Origin of the sequence: Streptococcus cristatus, from assembly GCF_003943515.1 — a bacterium.
Classification (GTDB): Bacteria; Bacillota; Bacilli; order Lactobacillales; family Streptococcaceae; genus Streptococcus; species Streptococcus cristatus_D.
Genome location: NZ_RJPT01000002.1, coordinates 142,045 through 163,643, shown reverse-complemented (window position 1 = coordinate 163,643; position 21,599 = coordinate 142,045). Strand labels below are relative to the sequence as shown.

General features: G+C 45.9%; 20 protein-coding genes. 18 read left to right on the top strand and 2 right to left on the bottom strand.

Annotated elements, in window-relative coordinates:
- The first annotated feature begins 117 nt into the window (after positions 1 to 117).
- The 16 genes from rpoB (at position 118) to D8791_RS04195 (ending at position 18,068) form a co-directional block, all read left to right on the top strand.
- On the top strand, positions 118 to 3,690 hold the full coding sequence (gene rpoB, locus D8791_RS04275; RefSeq protein WP_045498139.1) for a DNA-directed RNA polymerase subunit beta: 3,573 nt from the start codon (positions 118 to 120) through the stop codon (positions 3,688 to 3,690).
- 38 nt (positions 3,691 to 3,728) lie between these two features.
- Entirely contained in the window at positions 3,729 to 7,373 is a 3,645-nt protein-coding gene (gene rpoC, locus D8791_RS04270) for a DNA-directed RNA polymerase subunit beta' (protein WP_015604273.1), read from the top strand.
- 254 nt (positions 7,374 to 7,627) lie between these two features.
- A complete protein-coding gene (locus D8791_RS04265) occupies positions 7,628 to 8,299 on the top strand; it encodes a CPBP family intramembrane glutamic endopeptidase (protein WP_125446402.1) in 672 nt (223 codons plus the stop codon).
- A gap of 146 nt (positions 8,300 to 8,445) precedes the next feature.
- Entirely contained in the window at positions 8,446 to 9,075 is a 630-nt protein-coding gene (locus tag D8791_RS04260; RefSeq protein ID WP_125446401.1) for a hypothetical protein, read from the top strand.
- 188 nt (positions 9,076 to 9,263) lie between these two features.
- Entirely contained in the window at positions 9,264 to 10,214 is a 951-nt protein-coding gene (folP, locus tag D8791_RS04255; RefSeq protein WP_185760555.1) for a dihydropteroate synthase, read from the top strand.
- Between the two features lie 2 nt (positions 10,215 to 10,216).
- Positions 10,217 to 11,560: a bifunctional folylpolyglutamate synthase/dihydrofolate synthase gene (locus tag D8791_RS04250; RefSeq protein WP_125446399.1), complete on the top strand. Its 1,344-nt coding sequence runs from the start codon at positions 10,217 to 10,219 to the stop codon at positions 11,558 to 11,560.
- Positions 11,541 to 12,095, top strand: coding sequence for a GTP cyclohydrolase I FolE (gene folE / locus D8791_RS04245; protein WP_002896758.1), 555 nt, complete (start codon positions 11,541 to 11,543; stop codon positions 12,093 to 12,095). The genes D8791_RS04250 and folE overlap by 20 nt, the downstream gene beginning before the upstream one ends.
- A 26-nt stretch (positions 12,096 to 12,121) precedes the next feature.
- Complete coding sequence (folK, locus tag D8791_RS04240; protein WP_125446398.1) at positions 12,122 to 12,934, top strand: 2-amino-4-hydroxy-6-hydroxymethyldihydropteridine diphosphokinase; 813 nt, start codon at positions 12,122 to 12,124, stop codon at positions 12,932 to 12,934.
- 94 nt (positions 12,935 to 13,028) lie between these two features.
- Positions 13,029 to 13,736, top strand: coding sequence for an ABC transporter ATP-binding protein (locus tag D8791_RS04235; protein WP_011836369.1), 708 nt, complete (start codon positions 13,029 to 13,031; stop codon positions 13,734 to 13,736).
- Position 13,737: 1 nt separating this feature from the next.
- Positions 13,738 to 14,526, top strand: coding sequence for a lantibiotic ABC transporter permease (locus D8791_RS04230; RefSeq protein ID WP_125446397.1), 789 nt, complete (start codon positions 13,738 to 13,740; stop codon positions 14,524 to 14,526).
- Positions 14,526 to 15,248, top strand: coding sequence for a lantibiotic ABC transporter permease (locus D8791_RS04225; protein ID WP_125446396.1), 723 nt, complete (start codon positions 14,526 to 14,528; stop codon positions 15,246 to 15,248). Before D8791_RS04230 ends, D8791_RS04225 begins: the two co-directional genes overlap by 1 nt.
- A 12-nt stretch (positions 15,249 to 15,260) precedes the next feature.
- Complete coding sequence (locus D8791_RS04220) at positions 15,261 to 15,959, top strand: response regulator transcription factor (protein WP_125446395.1); 699 nt, start codon at positions 15,261 to 15,263, stop codon at positions 15,957 to 15,959.
- Entirely contained in the window at positions 15,926 to 16,963 is a 1,038-nt protein-coding gene (locus D8791_RS04215; RefSeq protein WP_125446394.1) for a sensor histidine kinase, read from the top strand. The genes D8791_RS04220 and D8791_RS04215 overlap by 34 nt, the downstream gene beginning before the upstream one ends.
- Positions 16,964 to 17,259: 296 nt before the next feature.
- A complete protein-coding gene (gene relB, locus D8791_RS04205) occupies positions 17,260 to 17,463 on the top strand; it encodes a type II toxin-antitoxin system RelB family anti-toxin (RefSeq protein WP_125446393.1) in 204 nt (67 codons plus the stop codon).
- Positions 17,460 to 17,624, top strand: a complete 165-nt coding sequence (locus tag D8791_RS04200) for a hypothetical protein (RefSeq protein WP_125446392.1) — start codon at positions 17,460 to 17,462, stop codon at positions 17,622 to 17,624. The genes relB and D8791_RS04200 overlap by 4 nt, the downstream gene beginning before the upstream one ends.
- 9 nt (positions 17,625 to 17,633) lie before the next feature.
- Complete coding sequence (locus D8791_RS04195) at positions 17,634 to 18,068, top strand: DUF2178 domain-containing protein (RefSeq protein WP_125446391.1); 435 nt, start codon at positions 17,634 to 17,636, stop codon at positions 18,066 to 18,068.
- 117 nt (positions 18,069 to 18,185) lie between these two features.
- Here the strand turns inward: D8791_RS04195 and D8791_RS04185 are convergent, their stop codons facing one another.
- Positions 18,186 to 19,670, bottom strand: coding sequence for a DUF1846 domain-containing protein (locus D8791_RS04185; RefSeq protein WP_125446390.1), 1,485 nt, complete (start codon positions 19,668 to 19,670; stop codon positions 18,186 to 18,188).
- 119 nt (positions 19,671 to 19,789) lie between these two features.
- On the bottom strand, positions 19,790 to 20,854 hold the full coding sequence (gene pepA, locus D8791_RS04180; RefSeq protein WP_125446389.1) for a glutamyl aminopeptidase: 1,065 nt from the start codon (positions 20,852 to 20,854) through the stop codon (positions 19,790 to 19,792).
- 126 nt (positions 20,855 to 20,980) lie between these two features.
- Here pepA and D8791_RS04175 point away from each other — a divergent pair, with 126 nt between their 5' ends.
- Both D8791_RS04175 and D8791_RS04170 read left to right on the top strand, forming a co-directional pair.
- Positions 20,981 to 21,265, top strand: coding sequence for a DUF4651 domain-containing protein (locus tag D8791_RS04175; protein WP_125446388.1), 285 nt, complete (start codon positions 20,981 to 20,983; stop codon positions 21,263 to 21,265).
- Positions 21,265 to 21,579 (top strand): thioredoxin family protein, encoded by a 315-nt coding sequence (locus tag D8791_RS04170; RefSeq protein WP_125446387.1) that lies wholly within the window; start codon positions 21,265 to 21,267, stop codon positions 21,577 to 21,579. The genes D8791_RS04175 and D8791_RS04170 overlap by 1 nt, the downstream gene beginning before the upstream one ends.
- Positions 21,580 to 21,599: the final 20 nt, after the last annotated feature.

Sequence of the window (21,599 nt, the reverse complement as noted above, 5' to 3'; positions counted from 1 at the left end):
GGTAAGAGTGAAGAAGAGTGTGATATGAGAGGCAAATGGTTAGTATTCCAATAATCAGAAAATCTCAATTTTCTCCGATTCCCTCCCTCTGTACTTTATAAAAAAGGAGTTAGAAACTTGGCAGGACATGACGTTCAATACGGGAAACATCGGACCCGTCGTAGTTTTTCAAGAATTAAAGAAGTTCTTGATTTACCAAACTTGATTGAAATTCAAACAGACTCGTTTAAAGATTTCTTGGACCATGGTTTGAAAGAAGTCTTCGAGGATGTGCTTCCTATTTCAAACTTTACCGACACCATGGAATTGGAATTTGTCGGCTATGAAATCCGTGAGCCTAAATATACGCTGGAAGAAGCTCGTATCCACGATGCTAGCTACTCAGCGCCAATCTTTGTGACTTTCCGTCTGATTAACAAGGAAACTGGCGAAATTAAGACACAGGAAGTCTTCTTTGGTGATTTCCCAATCATGACTGAAATGGGAACCTTCATCATCAATGGTGGTGAGCGGATTATCGTGTCTCAGTTGGTGCGTTCGCCAGGGGTTTACTTCAACGATAAAGTTGATAAAAACGGTAAAGTTGGCTACGGTTCAACTGTTATTCCTAACCGCGGAGCTTGGTTGGAGCTAGAAACAGACTCAAAAGATATCGCCTATACTCGTATTGACCGGACTCGTAAAATTCCGTTTACTACTTTGGTGCGTGCGCTTGGTTTCTCAGGTGATGATGAGATCTTGGACATCTTTGGTGACAGCGACTTGGTGCGTAATACCATCGAAAAAGATATCCACAAGAATCCAATGGACTCTCGTACGGATGAAGCTCTGAAAGAAATCTATGAGCGTCTTCGTCCAGGTGAGCCTAAGACGGCTGAAAGCTCACGTAGCTTACTTGTGGCACGTTTCTTTGATCCACATCGCTATGACTTGGCTGCCGTTGGTCGTTACAAGATTAACAAGAAGCTCAACATCAAGAATCGTCTGCTCAATCAAACATTAGCAGAACATCTAGTAGATGCTGAAACAGGTGAAATTCTTGTCGAAGCTGGTACAGTTATGACCCGCAGTGTGATTGACAGCATTGCAGAGCAACTGGACAATGGTTTGAACAAGATCACTTATATTCCAAACGACTCAGCTGTCTTGACAGAGCCTGTGGAATTGCAGAAGTTCAAGGTCGTTGCACCAAGCGATCCAGACCGTGTTGTGACCATTATTGGTAATGCAAATCCGTCTGACAAGGTTCGGACTGTAACACCAGCTGATATCTTGGCTGAAATGAGCTATTTCCTCAACTTGGCAGAAGGTATCGGCCGTGTGGATGATATTGACCACTTGGGGAACCGTCGTATTCGTGCGGTTGGTGAGCTTTTGGCTAACCAAGTTCGTCTCGGACTTTCTCGGATGGAGCGTAATGTTCGCGAACGGATGAGCGTTCAGGACAATGAAGTGCTGACTCCACAACAAATCATCAACATCCGTCCAGTAACTGCTGCTATTAAAGAATTCTTTGGTTCTTCACAGTTGTCACAGTTCATGGACCAACACAATCCGCTGTCTGAGCTTTCTCACAAGCGTCGTCTGTCTGCCTTAGGACCTGGTGGTTTGACACGTGACCGCGCTGGTTATGAAGTGCGGGACGTGCACTATACTCACTATGGTCGTATGTGTCCGATTGAAACTCCTGAAGGACCAAACATCGGTTTGATCAATAACTTATCTTCTTACGGGCACCTTAACAAATATGGCTTTATTCAAACCCCTTACCGTAAGGTAGACCGTGAAGCTGGTGTGGTAACCAACGAAATCGTTTGGCTGACAGCTGATGAGGAAGATGAATTTATCGTAGCTCAGGCCAACTCTAAGCTGAATGAAAAAGGTGGCTTTGCAGAGCCTATCGTGATGGGACGCCACCAAGGTAATAACCAAGAATTCCCTTCAGACCAAGTAGACTACATGGATGTATCACCTAAGCAGGTAGTTGCCGTGGCGACTGCATGTATTCCTTTCTTGGAAAACGATGACTCCAACCGTGCCCTCATGGGTGCCAACATGCAGCGTCAGGCTGTGCCTTTGATCGATCCAAAAGCACCTTATGTCGGTACTGGTATGGAATACCAGGCTGCCCACGATTCTGGTGCGGCGGTCATTGCCCAGTATGATGGTAAGGTTACCTATGCGGACGCAGATAAGGTAGAAGTTCGTCGCGAAGATGGTTCGCTAGATGTGTACCACATTCAAAAATTCCGTCGTTCAAACTCAGGAACTGCCTACAACCAACGCACCCTTGTAAAAGTTGGCGATGTCGTTGAAAAAGGCGACTTTATCGCAGACGGACCTTCTATGGAAAATGGAGAAATGGCGCTTGGACAAAACCCAATCGTTGCCTACATGACATGGGAAGGTTACAACTTCGAGGATGCCGTTATCATGAGTGAGCGTCTGGTCAAAGACGATGTCTATACATCTGTCCACCTCGAAGAATACGAATCAGAAACACGTGATACAAAGCTTGGGCCTGAAGAAATCACTCGTGAAATTCCAAACGTTGGTGAAGATGCTCTTAAAGACCTTGACGAAATGGGGATTATCCGTATCGGTGCGGAAGTTAAGGAAGGCGACATCCTTGTAGGTAAAGTAACACCTAAGGGTGAGAAAGACCTTTCAGCTGAAGAACGTCTCTTGCACGCTATCTTTGGTGATAAGTCTCGTGAAGTACGTGACACTTCTCTTCGTGTACCACACGGTGCCGATGGTGTTGTTCGTGATGTCAAGATCTTTACCCGTGCTAACGGTGATGAGCTACAATCAGGTGTTAACATGTTGGTGCGTGTCTACATCGCTCAAAAACGTAAGATCAAGGTCGGAGATAAGATGGCCGGACGTCACGGAAACAAAGGGGTTGTCTCTCGTATCGTTCCTGTGGAAGACATGCCATACTTGCCAGACGGAACCCCAGTTGATATCATGTTGAACCCACTTGGGGTGCCATCACGTATGAATATCGGTCAGGTTATGGAACTCCACCTTGGTATGGCAGCTCGTAACTTGGGCATCCACATTGCGACACCAGTCTTTGACGGAGCAAGCTCAGAAGATCTCTGGTCTACAGTTCGTGAAGCTGGTATGGATAGCGATGCTAAGACAATTCTTTATGATGGACGTACTGGTGAGCCATTTGATAACCGCGTTTCTGTCGGTGTCATGTACATGATCAAGCTCCACCACATGGTTGACGATAAGCTCCACGCCCGCTCAGTTGGTCCATATTCAACCGTTACCCAACAGCCACTCGGAGGTAAAGCTCAGTTTGGTGGACAACGTTTCGGGGAAATGGAAGTTTGGGCCCTAGAGGCTTACGGCGCGTCAAACGTACTTCAAGAAATCTTGACTTACAAGTCTGACGATATTAACGGACGTTTGAAAGCTTATGAAGCGATTACCAAAGGGAAACCAATTCCAAAACCAGGTGTGCCAGAATCCTTCCGCGTTCTTGTGAAAGAATTGCAATCTCTTGGTCTGGACATGCGTGTCCTTGACGAAGATGACCAAGAAGTAGAACTTCGTGACTTGGATGAGGATATGGATGAAGATGTGATCCATGTAGACGATCTGGAAAAAGCACGTCAAAAACAGGCTCAAGAAGCTAAAGCAGCTTTTGATGCTGAAGGAAATGAAGAAAAATAATTCGTCGCTGATTAGATAAATAAGAAAGGTAAGAAATAGTGGTTGATGTAAATCGATTTAAAAGTATGCAAATCACCCTAGCTTCTCCAAGTAAGGTCCGTTCATGGTCTTACGGAGAAGTGAAGAAGCCTGAGACAATCAATTACCGGACCTTGAAGCCAGAACGTGAAGGCCTCTTTGACGAGGTGATCTTCGGGCCAACCAAGGATTGGGAGTGTGCCTGCGGTAAATACAAACGGATTCGTTACAAAGGGATTATTTGTGACCGCTGTGGTGTTGAAGTAACACGGACTAAGGTTCGTCGTGAGCGTATGGGGCACATCGAGCTTAAAGCACCGGTTTCTCACATTTGGTATTTCAAGGGAATCCCAAGCCGTATGGGCTTGACTCTGGATATGAGTCCGCGCGCCCTAGAAGAAGTCATTTATTTTGCGGCTTATGTGGTGATTGATCCTAAGGAAACACCACTGGAGCACAAATCTATCATGACGGAGCGCGAGTACCGTGAGCGCCTCCGTGAATATGGTGCAGGTTCATTCGTCGCCAAGATGGGAGCAGAAGCGATCCAAGACTTGCTGAAACAAGTGGATTTGGAAACAGAAATTGCGGCTCTTAAAGAAGAATTGAAAACAGCTTCTGGTCAAAAACGAATCAAAGCTATTCGTCGTTTGGACGTTTTGGATGCCTTCTACCGCTCTGGCAATAAGCCAGAATGGATGATTCTCAACATCCTGCCAGTCATTCCACCAGATCTACGTCCAATGCTTCAATTGGATGGTGGCCGCTTTGCCTCATCTGACTTGAACGACCTCTACCGCCGCGTTATCAACCGGAACAACCGTTTGGCTCGTTTGCTCGAGTTGAATGCACCAGGTATCATCGTTCAAAATGAGAAGCGGATGCTGCAAGAAGCGGTGGATGCTTTGATTGACAACGGTCGTCGTGGCCGTCCAATCACTGGACCAGGTAGCCGTCCACTTAAGTCTTTGAGCCATATGCTCAAAGGTAAACAAGGACGCTTCCGTCAAAACTTGCTGGGTAAACGGGTTGACTTCTCAGGCCGTTCCGTTATCGCTGTTGGTCCGACATTGAAGATGTATCAATGTGGTGTGCCACGTGAAATGGCGATCGAGCTCTTCAAACCGTTTGTGATGCGGGAAATTGTTGCCCGTGACTATGCTCAGAATGTGAAAGCTGCTAAGCGCATGGTAGAGCGTGGAGATGAGCGTATCTGGGATGTCTTGGAAGATGTTATCAAAGAACACCCAGTGCTCCTTAACCGCGCACCGACCCTTCACCGTTTGGGTATCCAAGCCTTTGAGCCAGTTCTAATCGATGGTAAGGCTCTTCGCTTGCACCCACTGGTCTGTGAAGCCTACAATGCCGACTTTGACGGTGACCAAATGGCCATCCACGTCCCATTGTCTGAAGAAGCACAGGCTGAAGCTCGTATCCTCATGCTGGCTGCTGAGCACATCTTGAATCCAAAAGACGGAAAACCGGTTGTAACCCCATCTCAGGATATGGTCTTGGGTAACTACTACTTGACTATGGAAGAAGCAGGTCGTGAAGGCGAAGGCATGGTCTTTAAAGACCGTGATGAAGCTGTGATGGCCTTGCGTAATGGCTATGTCCACCTGCACACTCGTGTGGGTATCGCGACAGATAGCCTCAACAAACCTTGGACAGAAGATCAAAAACACAAGATCCTCATGACCACAGTAGGTAAGATTCTCTTCAACGATATCATGCCAGAAGAGCTGCCTTACCTGCAAGAGCCAACGAATGCTAACTTGACCGAAGGTGTTCCAGCTAAATACTTCTTGGAGCCAGGTAAAGATATCAAGTCTGCCATTGAAGCCCTAGAGCTAAATATTCCGTTCAAGAAGAAAAATCTAGGAAATATCATCGCTGAAATCTTCAAACGCTTCCGCACGACAGAAACATCTGCCCTGCTGGACCGCTTGAAAGACCTAGGTTACCACCATTCTACGCTGGCTGGTTTGACAGTGGGTATTGCTGACATTCCAGTCGTGGAAGACAAGGCAGAGATTATTGAAGAATCTCACAAGCGTGTAGAACAAATCACTAAGCAATTCCGTCGTGGTATGATTACTGACGATGAGCGCTACAACGCAGTTACTGCTGAGTGGCGTGCTGCCCGTGAAAAATTGGAGAAACGTTTGGTTGCCAACCAAGATCCGAAGAACCCAATCGTTATGATGATGGACTCTGGAGCCCGTGGTAACATCTCAAACTTCTCACAGCTTGCCGGTATGCGTGGTCTGATGGCTGCTCCGAACGGGCGTATCATGGAGTTGCCAATCCTTTCAAACTTCCGCGAAGGTTTGTCTGTGTTGGAAATGTTCTTCTCTACTCACGGTGCTCGTAAGGGTATGACCGATACGGCCCTTAAGACAGCCGATTCAGGTTACTTGACTCGCCGTCTGGTTGACGTTGCTCAAGACGTGATTATCCGTGAGGACGACTGTGGTACAGACCGCGGCTTGCTTATCACTTCTATTACAGAAGGCAAGGAAATGATCGAGTCTCTGGAAGAGCGTCTCAATGGTCGTTACACTAAGAAGACGGTTAAACATCCAGAAACTGGCGCAGTTATCATCGGTCCAAATGAATTGATCACCGAAGACAAGGCGCGTGAGATTGTCAATGCTGGTGTTGAAGAAGTGACGATTCGTTCCGTCTTTACATGTAACACTCGCCACGGTGTCTGCCGTCACTGTTACGGTATCAACTTGGCGACTGGTGATGCGGTTGAAGTCGGTGAAGCAGTCGGAACCATCGCTGCCCAATCTATCGGGGAGCCAGGTACACAGTTGACCATGCGTACCTTCCACACGGGTGGGGTTGCCTCTAATACCGATATCACTCAGGGTCTTCCTCGTGTCCAAGAAATCTTTGAAGCCCGCAATCCGAAAGGGGAAGCGGTCATCACTGAAGTCAAGGGTGAAGTTACTGCCATCGAAGAAGATGCATCTACTCGTACCAAGAAAGTCTTTGTAAAAGGTGCAACTGGCGAAGGTGAATATGTGGTGCCATTTACAGCCCGTATGAAGGTGGAAGTGGGCGACCAAGTTTCTCGCGGCGCTGCCTTGACCGAAGGTTCTATCCAGCCTAAGCACTTGTTGGCTGTCCGTGATGTCTTGTCTGTTGAAACTTACTTGCTTGCTGAGGTACAAAAAGTTTACCGTAGCCAAGGGGTAGAAATCGGCGACAAACACATTGAGGTAATGGTTCGTCAAATGATTCGCAAGGTGCGCGTCATGGATCCAGGTGACACAGATCTTCTTATGGGAACTCTCATGGATATCACAGACTTTACAGATGCTAACCGTGATGTGGTTATCTCAGGCGGTGTGCCTGCGACAGCTCGTCCAGTCCTCATGGGAATCACCAAGGCTTCCCTTGAGACAAACAGCTTCTTGTCTGCAGCTTCCTTCCAGGAAACAACTCGTGTCCTGACAGATGCTGCGATCCGTGGTAAGAAAGATCATCTCCTTGGCCTTAAGGAAAATGTTATCATCGGTAAGATTATCCCAGCTGGTACTGGTATGGCTCGTTACCGTAACTTGGAACCACAAGCAATCAATGAAGTTGAAATCATTGACGAAGTTGTGGAAACAGCAGAGACTGAAGAAGTTGAAACAAGCGTAGAATCATAAAAACTTGCTTGAGTTTACATATAAAAGTCTATCAGGAAGAGAATCTTGTATTCTCTTCTTTTTTGTTAGCTTGCACGGAGGGGCGCAGTTAGAATATAACTGGAGGTTTCAGATATCCATTTTGTTGCCATATCGAATCAAAAGCTTAGGAAAGGAGCTTCCTAGTAAGCATGATGGCGTATTTTTTGATTTTATATGGCTCTTAGCTGTACAGGAAGGGAAAAATTCGATATACTAAGTAAAAGGAGGAAGAAATGAAAATTTTTTTGCAAAAAGTGGAATATAGTTTACTGGCTTTGTTTTTAGCCGTACAGACTCAAGTTCCTTTTGTACTGATCCAGTTTTACAAAGGTCGAGATCAAAGTTTTTCAATGGGATACACCTTGCTTATCCTGATGATTTATTTGCTGATCATTTTTTATGCCCTGCGAATGGCTAAAAAAGAAGGCTTACTGACCCTTGATTTTAGTTTTTTTAATTTAAAATCAGTGATCTGGCTAGTATTATCCTATCTGATAACTTTCGGAGTTAGTATTTTTGCTGCGATTATTATGGTTCTAGAGGGCCAACTTTCAGGAACGACAGCCAATCAAACTGCTTTGCAAAACTTGTTTCAGAGTACGCCCGTTGTTTTGCTTATTGTGGGAGCTGTTTTTTCAGCGCCAATTTTGGAAGAGATTCTTTTCCGTGGTTTGATTCCCCAAAAGCTATTTCCCCAGCATGAGTTGATTGGTTTGGTGGTTGGTTCTATCCTTTTTGGTTTTTTCCACGGTCCGACCAACATCGGTAGTTTTGTCCTTTATGCTGGTATGGGGGGCGTTCTAGCTTTGGTGGTTCACCAGACTAAGCGTTTGGAAATGGGAATTTTAGCCCATATGTTACGGAATGCCATTGCTATTTTGGTGATGATTATTTCACAAAGTTAACTAGATATCATTCATGGATGAAGAGGTCAGATTGACCTCTTTTTTGACATTTCAGGGATAAAAAGTGACTTTTGAGGACATGGAGCTAGCAAAGCGAATCTTTTGTTCTATAATGAGAATTGTATCTTAGCTTTAAGGAGTAAAAAATGAGGCTCACATTTCAAAAATCTATCCAAATCTTATTAGTAGCTATGCTGCTTCAATCGGGTTTGCTGCTTTTGATTCATCCAGTGACCAATCGTTTTACTTTATCGAGGCCTAACTTGCTTTTTATCTCTCTGTTCTTACTCATTCTTTTAGGGTATGCCTCTTACTTTTCTCGTGAGTGGCGGGATTTTAAGATAGAGTTGCGTGCTTCCAAGCGGTTTCCACACTTGCGCTACCTCTATTTTTTGATGATTGCAAGCAACGCAGCGAGTCTTGTTCTCCTTTGTGGGCAGTCGAGTTCTGAGCTAACGCCTTTGCAGCAGCTTATCTCAAACAGTTTTTCCGCCTCCTCCTTGCTATTGCTTGGCATGGATTTATTTGGTATGTCATCACAGGCTAAGCAAAACAGACAGATGAAATATAGAAAGAGTTGGTGTATTGCCTTGGGAATTGCTCTCTTTGCTTTCCTGAGAAATCCCGGAGAATCATCTTGTTTTCTAATTTATCTAAGCTTAGGCATGGCTTTTGTCCGGCTCTTAAAAGCTTGGGTTGGATCTCTGGAATTGTCCTTACTGGCTCATCTTCTTCGGAATTTACTTCTGATTCTCCTTTTGCCTTTCTGTTTGTAAAAAGTGTTTTCTTAAATAGGGGAATTGTGGTAAAATGGTAAATGAAACAAGGGGCAGATGAGGTCTTCTTGTGAAGTCGAGTGCAGTTCATAGGACTGGATGCTGCATCTGCTGTTGGCTTTGCGGTACACTAGATGGGTGTGCCTTTTTTGTTGAAAGGCAGTAGTAGCAAGGGGAAAGGAAATACGATGAATCTAAGACAACTTGCTCCAGAGGGCAAGACGGCCCTTTGTGGGATCCTTAATGTTACCCCAGATTCCTTTTCGGATGGGGGCAAATATAATACGGTGGAAAAGGCTCTGGAGCAGGCGCGCAAGATGATAGCTCAGGGAGCTCATTTGCTAGACATCGGTGGCGAGTCGACTCGTCCAGGCAGCCATTTTGTGGATATTGAGGCAGAGATAGGGCGTGTGGTACCAGTCATTGAGGCTCTTCGTCGGGAGACTGATATTCTCATTTCTGTAGATACTTGGAAGGCGTCAGTTGCAGAAGCAGCTTTGGCCGCTGGAGTTAATATCATCAATGACATCACGGGACTCTTGGGTGATGAGAGAATGGCAGCTGTGGCTGCCAAGGCTGGAGCGCCAGTTATTGCCATGTTCAATCCAGTCATGGCCCGGCCCCAACATGCTAGCTCGAAAATCTTTCCGACCTTCGGCTTTGAGCTAGCATTTACCGAGTCAGAATTAGCAAATTTTGAACAGCTGGATATTGAGGCACTCATGTGGGCATTTTTTGAAAAGACGCTGGAGAAAGCTAAGCAAGCTGGCCTGGACCGTGAGCAAATCATGCTGGATCCAGGGATTGGTTTTGGCTTGACCAAACGGGAAAATCTCTTGCTCTTACAGGAGTTGGATAGCATTCATCGGGCTGGCTTTCCCATTTTTCTGGGGGTCTCTCGCAAGCGCTTTTTGGTCAATATCTTGGAGGAAAATGGTTTTGAAACTGACCCAGAGACGGAAACAGGTTTTCAAAACAGAGACCTAGCTTCAGCTCATTTGACTAGCATTGCAGCTAGTCAAGGTGTTGAGGCTGTCCGAGTGCATGATGTGGGAGTTCACCGGATGGCAGCAGAGATTGGCGATGCTATTCGACTGGCTCAGAAAATGGAAGATCTAAATTTACGGCAGTATAAGTGACTATGATAAAAGAAGAATTGCCAGATTTAAGCTGGCTGGAAGCCTATCGGACGGATAGTCCTAATTTTGGCTTGGAGCGGATGGAGCGGATGCTGGCGCTGCGGAGAAATCCTCATTTGCAGTTGTCAGTGATTCATATAGGGGGGACCAACGGGAAGGGCTCGACCATTTCCCACCTGCGTCAACTCTTGGAAATGCGAGGCCTGCGTGTAGGGACCTTTACTTCCCCTTATCTGATCAGTTACAATGAACAAATCGCCATCAACGGTCGACCTATTCCCAATCAAGATTTAGAGCGCCTTTTAGAGACTTATCGAGCTATTTTTGAAGAGCAAGCGAATGATGAGGTTTTGCAGGGAGTGACTGAGTTTGAAATCATGACGGCTTTGGCCTATGATTATTTGGCTCAGGAGCGGGTCGATGTGGCGATTATGGAGGTTGGCATGGGCGGCCTCTTAGACAGTACCAATGTCTGCCGACCTGATCTGACAGCTATTACGACTATTGGCTTAGATCATGTGGCTCTGCTGGGGCATTCGCTGGCAGCGATTGCCGAGCAGAAGGCTGGGATTATCAAGCCAAATGTGCCCTTGGTGACTGGGCGGATTGAGCTAGAAGCTCTTGCGGTCATTGAGGACAAGGCTCATCAAAAGCAAGCTCTCCACTATGTTTATGGGCAGTCTTATCAAGTGCAGAGCTTGGGCGGGACTGACTCAGGAGAACATTTTAGCTTTTCTAATGCCTATCGGGAGGTGGAACCTTACCTGACGCCTCTGTTGGGGCAACATCAGGTAGATAACGCTGGTTTGGCGCTTCAGCTCTGTGACCTCTATTGTCAGCTTAAGCAGTTGCCACTGTTAACAAAAGAACAAGTTGGAACCGCTTTACTGGCGACAAGCTGGCCGGGGCGGATGGAGCAGATTTCGCATCAGCCTCGTATTTTGCTTGATGGCGCCCACAATCCACATGCCATGGAGAGATTGACGAGGACCTTGAGCCAGCATTATCCAGACTTGGATAAGAAAATCCTTTTCAGCTGTATCCAGACCAAGTCTCTGGAGGAAATGGTGGGTCAGCTCAAGCAGGTGCCTAAGAGTCAGCTAATTTTGACCAATTTTGCAGATCCACGGAGCTTTTCCAAAGAAAAAATGGAGTCGCTGGCCGGTGAGCAGGGCTTGGACTATGCTAATTGGCAGGGATTTTTAGAGGCTTATTTGAAAGTAGAGCATAGGGACGATGATCTCTTGCTGATTACGGGCTCCCTTTATTTCCTGGCTCAGGTTAGGGCCTATATTATTGACAAAGAAAAAGAATCTAGGAGTGAATATGGACACGAAGAAAATTGAAGCAGCTGTTGCCCAGATTATTGAGGCGGTTGGAGAAGACGGAAGCCGCGAAGGTTTGCAGGAGACGCCGCAGCGCATTGCTAAAATGTACCAGGAAATCTTTGCTGGGCTGGGTGAGACAGCTGAGGAGCATCTGGCCAAGTCTTTTGAAATCATTGACAATAATATGGTAGTGGAGAAGGATATTTTCTTTCATTCCATGTGTGAGCACCACTTCCTGCCATTTTACGGGAAGGTTCACATCGCCTATGTGCCTAATGGTCGGGTAGCAGGCCTGTCCAAGCTGGCCCGAACAGTAGAGGTCTATGCCAAGAAACCGCAGATTCAAGAGCGATTGACCGTAGAGATTGCTGAGGCCTTGATGGACTATCTGGGTGCTCAAGGAGCCTTGGTCTGGGTGGAAGCCGAGCATATGTGTATGAATATGCGCGGAGTCAGAAAGCCTGGCACTGCAACAGTTACTACAGCGGCGCGTGGCGTTTTAGCGACGGATAAGGACCTAAAAAATGAAGCTTACAAATTGATGGGGCATTGAGGACTTGACAATAAGGAGAGGGAGTCATGGATCAGCTACGGATTAAGGATTTGGAAGTGTACGCCTATCATGGTGTTTTTGGAGCGGAAAAAGAACTGGGCCAGCGTTTTGTGCTGGATCTGATTTTGGACTATGATATGACTCGGGCTGCCAAAACAGGCGACCTGACAGCTTCTATCCACTATGGAGAATTGGCTCAGGATCTGACCCACTGGTGTCAGGAAAGCAAGGAAGACTTGATTGAGACGCTGGCTTACAAACTGATTGATCGGATTTTTCTGAATCATCCTTTGGTACAGAAGGTCAGCTTGGAGGTCAAAAAGCCTTGGGCGCCAGTGCCGCTGCCTCTAGAGACCTGCTCAGTCAAGCTAGTGCGTCAAAAGCGGAAAGCCTTTATCGCTCTGGGCAGCAATCAAGGCAGCCCATCTGTCAATCTGGATGCGGCTTTGGAAAAAATAGCAGAGCAAAATATAAGAGTTTTGCAGGCATCAAGCCGCATTGAGACAGAGCCTTGGGGTGGCGTTGAGCAGGATCCGTTTCTCAATCAAGTTGTTGAAGTTGAGACTTGGCTCAATCCTGAGGAATTAATGCAGACGCTGCTAGCTATTGAAGCGGATTTAGGTCGCGTGCGGGAGATCAAATGGGGACCGCGCGTGATTGATCTGGATATCCTTTACATAGGGCAGGAAGAGCTATACAGTCCGGACTTGGTTGTTCCTCATCCTTATGTGGCTGAGCGAGCTTTTGTCTTGCAATCTCTGGTGGAAATCGCCCCACACTTTGTCGATCCCGTTCAGAAAAAAAGCATCCGCCAGCTCTGGGATGCGGTTGAAAAATGAGAAAGGAAACTTGTCGCAAGGCAAGTTTTTTTATTGTCTGAACTTTCTCTGAACTTGTCCCTGTATACTAAAGAAAAAACAAAAGGAGTTCAGTATGGAACATATGGTGAAAATAGAAGGAGTCTGCAAAAAGCATGGCAGCAAGCAGATTTTAGAAGATATTTCTTTTACAGCTAGAAGCGGTCGGATTACAGCCTTTCTGGGCCCAAATGGTGCTGGTAAAAGCTCGACCTTGAGGATTCTCTTGGGGTTAGATCGAGCAACAGCAGGGACTGCGACTTTTGATGGGCAAACCTATCAGTCGATGACTTATCCGCTCAGAACGGTAGGTGCAGCCTTTGACGGCATTGGCGGTCTGCCAAATCGAAAGGTCTATGACCACTTGAGGATTATTGCGGCGAGTAATGCTATTCCCAAGTCTCGGATCGATGAGGTTTTAGAGATGACTGGAATCGCTCATAAGAGGAAGGACCTCTTGTCAAGCCTGTCTCTGGGGGAAGGTCAACGGCTGGGTTTGGCTGCAGCTTTGCTGGGTGATCCTCAGTTTCTTATATTAGATGAGCCGACCAATGGATTGGATCCAAGTGGGATCAAGTGGTTTAGAAAGTTCATCCGTCAGCAGGCTGATTTAGGGAAAACGGTACTTCTATCTTCTCATATCCTATCAGAGGTGCAAATGGTGACAGATGATGTAGTCTTGATTCATCATGGGCGAATTATTGAGCAGGGACAATTGGAAGAGGTGCTGCAAGATTCAGACAGCCTAGAAGATCTCTTCTTTGATTTGACAGAGGAGGTTTAAGATGAAAGAAACGATGTCCTTATTGCATTCAGAATGGTTGAAAATCCGTTCAACCAAGGCTTTCAGAGTGAGTATGGCCTTCATGCTGCTATTGGTGCCTGCCGTATCCTGGCTGGAGGGCCGACAGTATTTATCTGTCGGCTTGGATGCCACGCCTGAGACGGTTCCCGGTCTGGCAGAAGCCATTGACCCACTGGAATATCTAGGTCTCAATGGTGCCTCTATGGCAGGCATGGTTTTGGTCATCTTAGCTGGAATTTTGGGAGCTATGGAATTTCAGTCTCATAGCTTGAGAACTAGCCTCTTGACCTGTAATAACCGCCTGAAGTTGCTTGTGGGGAAACTCATGACCTTTACTTGCTTTTCTCTTGCCAGTAGCTTTTTATCAATTTACTTTAGTTATATGATCATGCACCTGGCTTTAGGAAAGGAAGGGCTTGATCCGATTCTGCTCAATCAGGCAGCTTGGAGTTTGATTTTGTGGAAAACCTTATCTCTAACCCTATTAGGAATCCTTTCATTTTTGTTAGGTTTATTGGCTCGGACCATGCTAGTTCCTCTGCTTTTTCTCGTGCCTCAAATCTATAATTTAGGAAACTACCTAGCTGCTCACACGAGTTGGGGAGCTTATTTGCCACAGCCAGCAGGAGAGTTGTTTACTGCAACGCCGACTTCTCAATATGCCAACAATCCTTTGCAAGGGCTGTTGATACTAGGAGCATGGTTACTAGTCATCGGCGGCATGACCTCTCTGCGCTTTTTGAAGACGGATTTAGGAGGACGCTACTGATGATTAAAGCTCTGCTTAGAAGTGAATGGATTAAGTTCCGTTCTTACTATCTCGCTCTTGGTGCAGCCTTGGTGGCTCTGGTAATCGTTCCATTTTTTCTGATGAATCTTGACTACAGTCAGACAGCAGTTGGCCAGACGAAGGCTCTGAGCGAGGCTTTGCATGCCCTCTATCTGGCACAGCCTGTCATCGTCATCTTTACTTCCCTCTATTTTGCCCAGGAGTTTGTCAAATCAGGGATGCGAACGAATTTTCTAACTGTATCAAATAGAAAGGCTTGGTTGGCTGGGAAATTCCTTTTTCTGTTCTTGCTGCTCTTGGTTCTCTATAGTGTCATTATAAGTAGCTGTTTCTTTGTTATGCTGGCTCGTTTTGACCTAAACTTTAGCTGGTCCTTGCTGGGGAAATTCCTCTATTACAGCTCTTTTGGTCTTCTCAGCAATCTTTTTCTGGCTCTTTTAGCTGCCGGTCTCGCCCTGCTCTTTCAATCTTGGGTTGTGCCGGTGTCGGTGCTCTTTCCTCTCTTGATTGGTCTTAGCCGTTTATTGGCAACGTTCATCAAGGAAGCAAAATACCTGCCCGATCTGGCTACCCTAAATCTTTTTGAGTATGAAGGGCTTCAGTATTCAATAGATCTGTCAGGGCTGGGAATACAGCTGTTCTGGTTAGCATTGGTTTGGAGCTCTGCTATATTCTTAACCTTGAAACGGGATGTTCGCTAGAGGTATGCTATAATGGAAATCATGAGACAGTATCGTATTTTGGTGGTTGATGACGACCGGAGCATTTTGAAGCTAGTAAAAAACGTCCTAGAGATCGACGCTTATGATGTGACGACGCTTGATCGGATAGAAGAGCTAGAGCTGACGCATTTTGTCGGATATGACTTGATTCTGCTGGATGTGATGATGGAGCCTGTTAATGGTTTTGAGTTGTGTTCCTACATTCGTCCTCATCTTTCGTGTCCAATCATATTTCTGACGGCTAAGGAGTTGGAGGCGGACAAGGTGGAAGGGCTCTTTCGCGGAGCAGATGACTATATTGTCAAGCCTTTTGGAACCAAAGAATTGCTGGCGCGTGTCAGGGCTCATCTTCGGCGGGAGGAAAGACGGGAGGAGCGCTATTCTGAAATTGCTTCTTGTCAATTTTACCCAGAGCGCTATGAAGTTGCCTGTTTTGGTAAAGTCTTGAAATTTTCAGAGCGAGAGTTTAAGTTGCTGCATTTACTAGCTAGCAATCCCAAGCAGACCTTTTCAGCTGAACGCCTGCATACCTTGCTTTACCCAGAAAGCTCAGAAACACAGCTTCGCTCCATCTCAGAATATGTATATCAGATTCGCCAAAAATGCAAACAAGAGGAGCTGCAAGCAATCGCAACAGTGAGAGGAGTAGGCTATAGATGGCAATTAGAACCCGAAATTTCAAAAGCCTAGTCTGGACAACCAGTTTAAAAATCGTCTTTTTCCATGTTTTGATTTTTGTGCTTATAGGCTATGAATTTACACAAGGAAGTGATCACGTTCTTTTCACCTTGTTCTTTTGGGCAGGGAGCTTGCTGCTGATTACTTTTTATCATATTTTGAAATTGCTCCGAAAAATCGACAGGGAAATAAAAATGCTAAAGAGTGAGAAGCTTTTAGAAGAAAATCAAAGCCAGCTTTTTCGAATTGAGGAAATGCTAGAAGTCTATAGCGATTTACGGAACAGCCACCAAGAAAATACTCGTCTTCTAGAAAAAGAGCAGCAGCATAATCAGGAGTTGATTTTACAGCTATCAGCGACATCGCACGATTTGAAGACGCCCCTAACTGTGATTAAGGGGAATGCTGAGCTCTTGGAGTTGGCGCAGTTAGGCCAGCCACAGGCAGACTATGCTGCTGAGATTTTGCAGGCCAGTCACAAGATGGAAGAGTATTGTGGCTCTTTGATTGATTACGCTAAGACTTTTCAGATTGATTCCAATCAGTTCAGTCAGCTTTCATTGGAGGACTTTTTGGCTGATCTCCAGGACGACTGGGCACTGTTCAGCAAACAGGAAAGCTATCGTTTTTATCTCCAAGAAGATTGCGATCTTAGTCTGATTTTGTCGATTCATTTAGACTATCTTAAGCGGGCTTTACTCAATATCTTACTAAATGCGCTTGAACATGCTGACCATGACCAAAAGGAAGTGAAGCTGACGGTATCAGTGCAGCAGGACCAGTTGGTTTTTGCTATCTGGAACAATGGCCCTGCATTTTCAGAGGAGATGCTGCTGGGAGCGGAACAGCTCTTTTACCAGAGTGACCAAAGTCGCAATTCAGCTAATCCCCATCATGGCATCGGCTTAGCCTTTTCTAAGCAGGTCGCTCTCTTGCATGCTGGTCGTCTGACCCTGCTCAATCCGGACCAAGGAGGAGCTTGTGTCGAATTGACTGTAGCTTTAAAAGGCAAATAACAAAGGAAATCAATAAAGATGATAAAAGAGAGTGGGACAGAAATCGGTCATTCCTTAGAATTCGATTTCGTCGTCCCACCTCCGCACAGTTGAGTAGGGCTGTAAAAGCTGATGAAATCAGCGTAGTAGAGCCCACTCAACCCCTGCGTCTTGCTCGAAAATCCAAAGACAATTGAGAGGCTAGGACTTTTGTCCCAGACTCTTTTTTGCCGCCTTCTTCTTGACAAAAGATGTAAAGGGAGCTATACTATTTTTGAAAAGTAAAGTTTGTTTTACATTACAGAAAGGAGGCAGCCTTGGAAAATCGAATTCAAGAATTACGGAAAAGAAAAAAGCTCAGCCAGGAGGAGCTGGCTGAGAGGCTAGAAGTAACTAGACAAACGATTATTTCTTTGGAAAAAGGCCGCTACAATGCCTCGCTGCTTTTGGCTCATAGAATTGCATCCTTTTTCAATTTAAGGATTGAAGAAGTGTTTCTCTTTGGGGAGGATGAATCATGAAATGGACTTATTTGTGTAAATGGATATTGGCTATTTTGGTGGTGGTTGGCTTATCTTATCTCCATTTGCAAGCCAATTTTATCCCTAAGGAAATCCTGCCTTTTGTAGGAATTATATTGATTGTGGTGATCTTGAAAACTTTTCAAGCGTATGAAAAATAGGAGGCTGACATGGAAACATTAACTAAACAAGAATTTCGGAAAAAACTTCAAAAGAAAGTGATCATCGGTCGCATCCTAATCCTAGTCCTCTGGCTGGGATTGGGATGGAGCTACATTCATTCTCTGGATGATTTACAGGAAGGCATCATGGTGGGTCTGCTTTTAGGGATTTCTTTGATGGTTCTGCGTTATAACCTTGCCTTGAAACGGGAGGAAGCCTTTAATAGGCTCTACATTCAGGTGACGGATGAGCGCAATCGGATGATTGACGAAAAGACTCGCACCCTGCTTTTTGATATCCTTTTACTGTTAGCAGCAGGGCTAAGCCTTCTGTCTATGATTTTTCCTATCATTTTAAATCTCAATCAGTTTCTGACTTTGACTATTATTCTGATTTTGGCTCTTTACTATCTCTTGCGTTTTCTCCTGTCCAAGCGTTATTAAAAAGAGGCTGGGACAAAAGTCCTAGCCTCTCAATTGTCTTTGGATTGTCGAGTAAGACGCAGTGGTTGAGTGGACTCTACTACGCTGATTTCAACAAGCTTTTAACAGAGCTTGTTTTTATTTTCTATAAAGTCGATCATACTGATGAACAGGATCCATGGTTAAATGGATGCCGAGTTTGCGCAGGACATTTTTGTCTTCATCTGTCAGCATTACGGTTGAATGAGCTTCGCTGCCCTTGAGATTTCCAAGCTCTTGCATGGCTTGGGCAGCATCTTGATTTTCCATGGCTGTGATTGCCAGAGCCATCAAGATCTCATTTGAGTGAAGGCGCGGATTGCGGCTGCCCAAATGATTGATTTTCAGACCTTGGATTGGTTTAACATACTCGGGTTCGATCAGCTTGGTCTCTTTGGCAATGTTGGCTAATTTTTTAATGGCATTAATCAATACAGCAGCCGTAGGACCAAAGAGTTCAGAGGTCTTACCAGTTACGATTTCGCCATTTGGCAATTCCAAAGCCAGAGCTGGTTCTCCAGTGCTTTCAGCCTTGGCACGCGCAGCAACGGTTACTTTACGATCCAGCGGTGTGATGCCCAAGTCATTCATCAAGAGTTCGATTTTCTTGATAGCAGATTCAGAAACGCGCTCCGCCTTGAAGTCCAGAATCGTCTGGTAGTAGCGACGGATGATTTCCTGTTGAGAAGCCTCGATAGCCGCATCATTATCTACAATGGCAAAGCCGACCATGTTGACGCCCATGTCTGTTGGAGAAGCATAAGGTGATTTGCCTAGGATGCGCTCCAGCATACGCTTAAGGACTGGGAAAATTTCGATATCACGGTTGTAGTTGACAGTGGTTTCGCCGTAGGTTTGCAGGTGGAAAGGGTCAATCATATTGACATCGTCCAAGTCCGCTGTTGCTGCCTCATAAGCTAGATTGACCGGATGGTGCAGGGGCAGATTCCAAACGGGGAAGGTTTCAAACTTGGCGTAGCCTGATTTGATGCCATTGATTTGGTCGTGGTACATATTGGACAAGCAAGTAGCTAGCTTACCAGACCCAGGACCAGGCGCAGTCACTACGACTAGGTTACGACTGGTCTTGATATAGTCGTTTTTCCCCATTCCCTCAGGCGAGATGATGTGGTCCATATCAGTAGGATAGCCCTTGATTGGATAGTGGATATAGGAGTCAATCCCGTTCTTTTCTAGCTGAGTGCGGAAGAGATCAGCTGCTGGCTGACCAGAATATTGGGTAATGACTACGGATCCTACATAAATATCCAGCTCGTTAAAGGTATCGATTAGGCGCAGCACTTCCTGGTCATAGGAAATGCCCAAGTCCCCACGTGCTTTAGAGTGCTCAATATTATTGGCATTGATGGCAATGACAATTTCCACTTGGTCCTTGAGCTCTTTGAGCAGTCTAATTTTATTGTCCGGCTCATAACCTGGCAGGACACGGGCAGCATGGAAGTCTTCCAGCATTTTACCGCCGAATTCCATGTACAATTTGCCCTCGAATTGATTAATGCGCTCCAAGATATGGTCGCGCTGCAGGTTTAAGTATTTCTCTGAATCAAAAGCAATTTTTTTCATGTATAGTTTCACCTCTGCTAAGCATTATAACAAAATTTTCTTCAAATTGGAAAATTAAAAGAAAGTATATTAGATAAAATAGATAGCAGCCCGAATGAAGAACGGGCTGCTTTTCGAAATTAGTAGTTGGTAATTATATCCACCGTTGAGCGATCCAGCTTTTTGACCAGAGCTTGCAGGAAGGCTTGGGCTTGCAGGAAATCGTCCATGGCATAGAGAGTTTGGTGGGAATGAATGTAGCGAGCACAGACGCCAATGGTGGTAGATGGCACACCACCACTTTGGAGATGGGCAGCGCCAGCATCGGTTCCGCCCTTGCCGCAGTAGTATTGATACTTGATGCCAGCTTCTTCTGCGGTTGTTAGGAGGAAGTCCTTCATGGCTGGTAGCATGAGATGACCGGGGTCAAAGAAACGAATCAGCGTTCCATCACCGATGGCTCCTTGGCCGCCATAGATGTCACCTGCTGGGGAGCAGTCCACAGCTAGGAAGATCTCAGGGGCAAATTTTGTCGTTGAAGCATGGGCACCACGCAGGCCAACCTCTTCTTGAACATTGGCGCCGACATAGAGTTGGTTGCCTAGTTCTTGACCAGACAAGGCTTGAGCCAATTCGCTGACCATAAGGACGCCGTAGCGGTTGTCCCAGGCTTTAGAGATGATATTTTTCCCGTTAGTTGTGAGAATGGCAGAGCTGTCTGGCACAATCGTGTCTCCTGGCCGGATGCCGTAGCTTTCAGCTTCTTGCTTATCTGCAAAGCCGCCGTCAAAGACAATATCGCCAATCTGTGGCATGACTGGTCCGCCAGCACCGCGTGTCAGATGAGGAGGGACAGAGCCTGAGATGACAGGAATTTCCCGGCCTTCACGGGTAAAGAGTTTGAAGCGTTGACTGCTCACGACCAGAGGGTTCCAGCCACCGATTTCCACCACGCGGAAAGTCCCGTCGGGCTTGATCTCGCTGACCATGAAGCCAACCTCGTCCATATGAGCCGCAACCAGGACACGGGGGGCATTTTCAGCTTGAGAATGCCGAACTCCAAAGATGCCGCCTAGGCCGTCGGTAACGACTTCATCAACGTGAGGAGTGATTTTTTCTCGCAGATAGCTGCGGACAGGTGCCTCGTGACCGGAGATTGCTGAGAGCTCAGTCACTTCCTTGATTTTTGAAAATAAATCAGACATAAGTTTACCTTCTTTCTGAGTCTATTTTATCACTTTTTTAGAGGGAATAACAGGATGAACTAAAAGAAGCTGAGAAATCTGTAATATTGTTTGTCGCCTCTGCGCTTTTGTGTTAAAATATTCTACATGAAAGCTAAAAAAATCATTTTAACAACAACAGCTCTTTTGGGGGCTGGAGCGCTGGCTTTTGGAGCTGCCAAGCTTGTGCAGGAGCAGAAAAGACTGCGCAGTAGAGAAGAGATTGTTCGGGTCGTGCGGGAATTTTTTGCCAGCCGAGGACCGATTGCAACGGTCTATGTGGAACTTTATGAATCAACCGACAGCCGCACAGTTGGAGGAGTTGTCCTAGAAGACGACCGCCATTTCACCTTCGTCTATGAGAATGGTCAGCTGACCTACGAGGAAGAGTGATGATTCAGCCACAGAGCATGGAGGAGCTGGCTTCTTATGTAGAGCATAAGGGGAAGACTGTCTTCTTTTTCACAGCAGATTGGTGCGGAGACTGTCGTTTCATCAAGCCCTTTCTGCCAGAGATAGAAGCGGAGAATCCTGACTTTACCTTTGTCGAGGTGGATCGGGATCAGTATATGGCTGTCGCCCAAAAATGGGATGTTTATGGGATTCCTAGTCTGGTTGTTGTGGAAGATGGACGAGAGATTGGTCGCTATGTCAATCGTGACCGCAAGACCAAGAGTCAAATCAATGATTTTTTAGCAAGTTTATAAGAAGATTTAAAAGTATTTTT

What these genes read in the sequence shown, in the direction of transcription:
- D8791_RS04215 (WP_125446394.1), top strand. Translation starts at nt 15,926, where the DNA reads ATGGCAATTAGAACCCGAAATTTCAAAAGCCTAGTCTGGACAACCAGT.
- D8791_RS04265 (WP_125446402.1), top strand. Translation starts at nt 7,628, where the DNA reads ATGAAAATTTTTTTGCAAAAAGTGGAATATAGTTTACTGGCTTTGTTT.
- folE (WP_002896758.1), top strand. Translation starts at nt 11,541, where the DNA reads ATGGACACGAAGAAAATTGAAGCAGCTGTTGCCCAGATTATTGAGGCG.
- D8791_RS04185 (WP_125446390.1), bottom strand. Translation starts at nt 19,670, where the DNA reads ATGAAAAAAATTGCTTTTGATTCAGAGAAATACTTAAACCTGCAGCGC.
- pepA (WP_125446389.1), bottom strand. Translation starts at nt 20,854, where the DNA reads ATGTCTGATTTATTTTCAAAAATCAAGGAAGTGACTGAGCTCTCAGCA.
- D8791_RS04195 (WP_125446391.1), top strand. Translation starts at nt 17,634, where the DNA reads ATGGAAACATTAACTAAACAAGAATTTCGGAAAAAACTTCAAAAGAAA.
- D8791_RS04200 (WP_125446392.1), top strand. Translation starts at nt 17,460, where the DNA reads ATGAAATGGACTTATTTGTGTAAATGGATATTGGCTATTTTGGTGGTG.
- D8791_RS04235 (WP_011836369.1), top strand. Translation starts at nt 13,029, where the DNA reads ATGGAACATATGGTGAAAATAGAAGGAGTCTGCAAAAAGCATGGCAGC.
- D8791_RS04170 (WP_125446387.1), top strand. Translation starts at nt 21,265, where the DNA reads ATGATTCAGCCACAGAGCATGGAGGAGCTGGCTTCTTATGTAGAGCAT.
- D8791_RS04225 (WP_125446396.1), top strand. Translation starts at nt 14,526, where the DNA reads ATGATTAAAGCTCTGCTTAGAAGTGAATGGATTAAGTTCCGTTCTTAC.
- D8791_RS04175 (WP_125446388.1), top strand. Translation starts at nt 20,981, where the DNA reads ATGAAAGCTAAAAAAATCATTTTAACAACAACAGCTCTTTTGGGGGCT.
- D8791_RS04220 (WP_125446395.1), top strand. Translation starts at nt 15,261, where the DNA reads ATGGAAATCATGAGACAGTATCGTATTTTGGTGGTTGATGACGACCGG.
- D8791_RS04250 (WP_125446399.1), top strand. Translation starts at nt 10,217, where the DNA reads ATGATAAAAGAAGAATTGCCAGATTTAAGCTGGCTGGAAGCCTATCGG.
- folK (WP_125446398.1), top strand. Translation starts at nt 12,122, where the DNA reads ATGGATCAGCTACGGATTAAGGATTTGGAAGTGTACGCCTATCATGGT.
- folP (WP_185760555.1), top strand. Translation starts at nt 9,264, where the DNA reads ATGAATCTAAGACAACTTGCTCCAGAGGGCAAGACGGCCCTTTGTGGG.
- D8791_RS04230 (WP_125446397.1), top strand. Translation starts at nt 13,738, where the DNA reads ATGAAAGAAACGATGTCCTTATTGCATTCAGAATGGTTGAAAATCCGT.
- D8791_RS04260 (WP_125446401.1), top strand. Translation starts at nt 8,446, where the DNA reads ATGAGGCTCACATTTCAAAAATCTATCCAAATCTTATTAGTAGCTATG.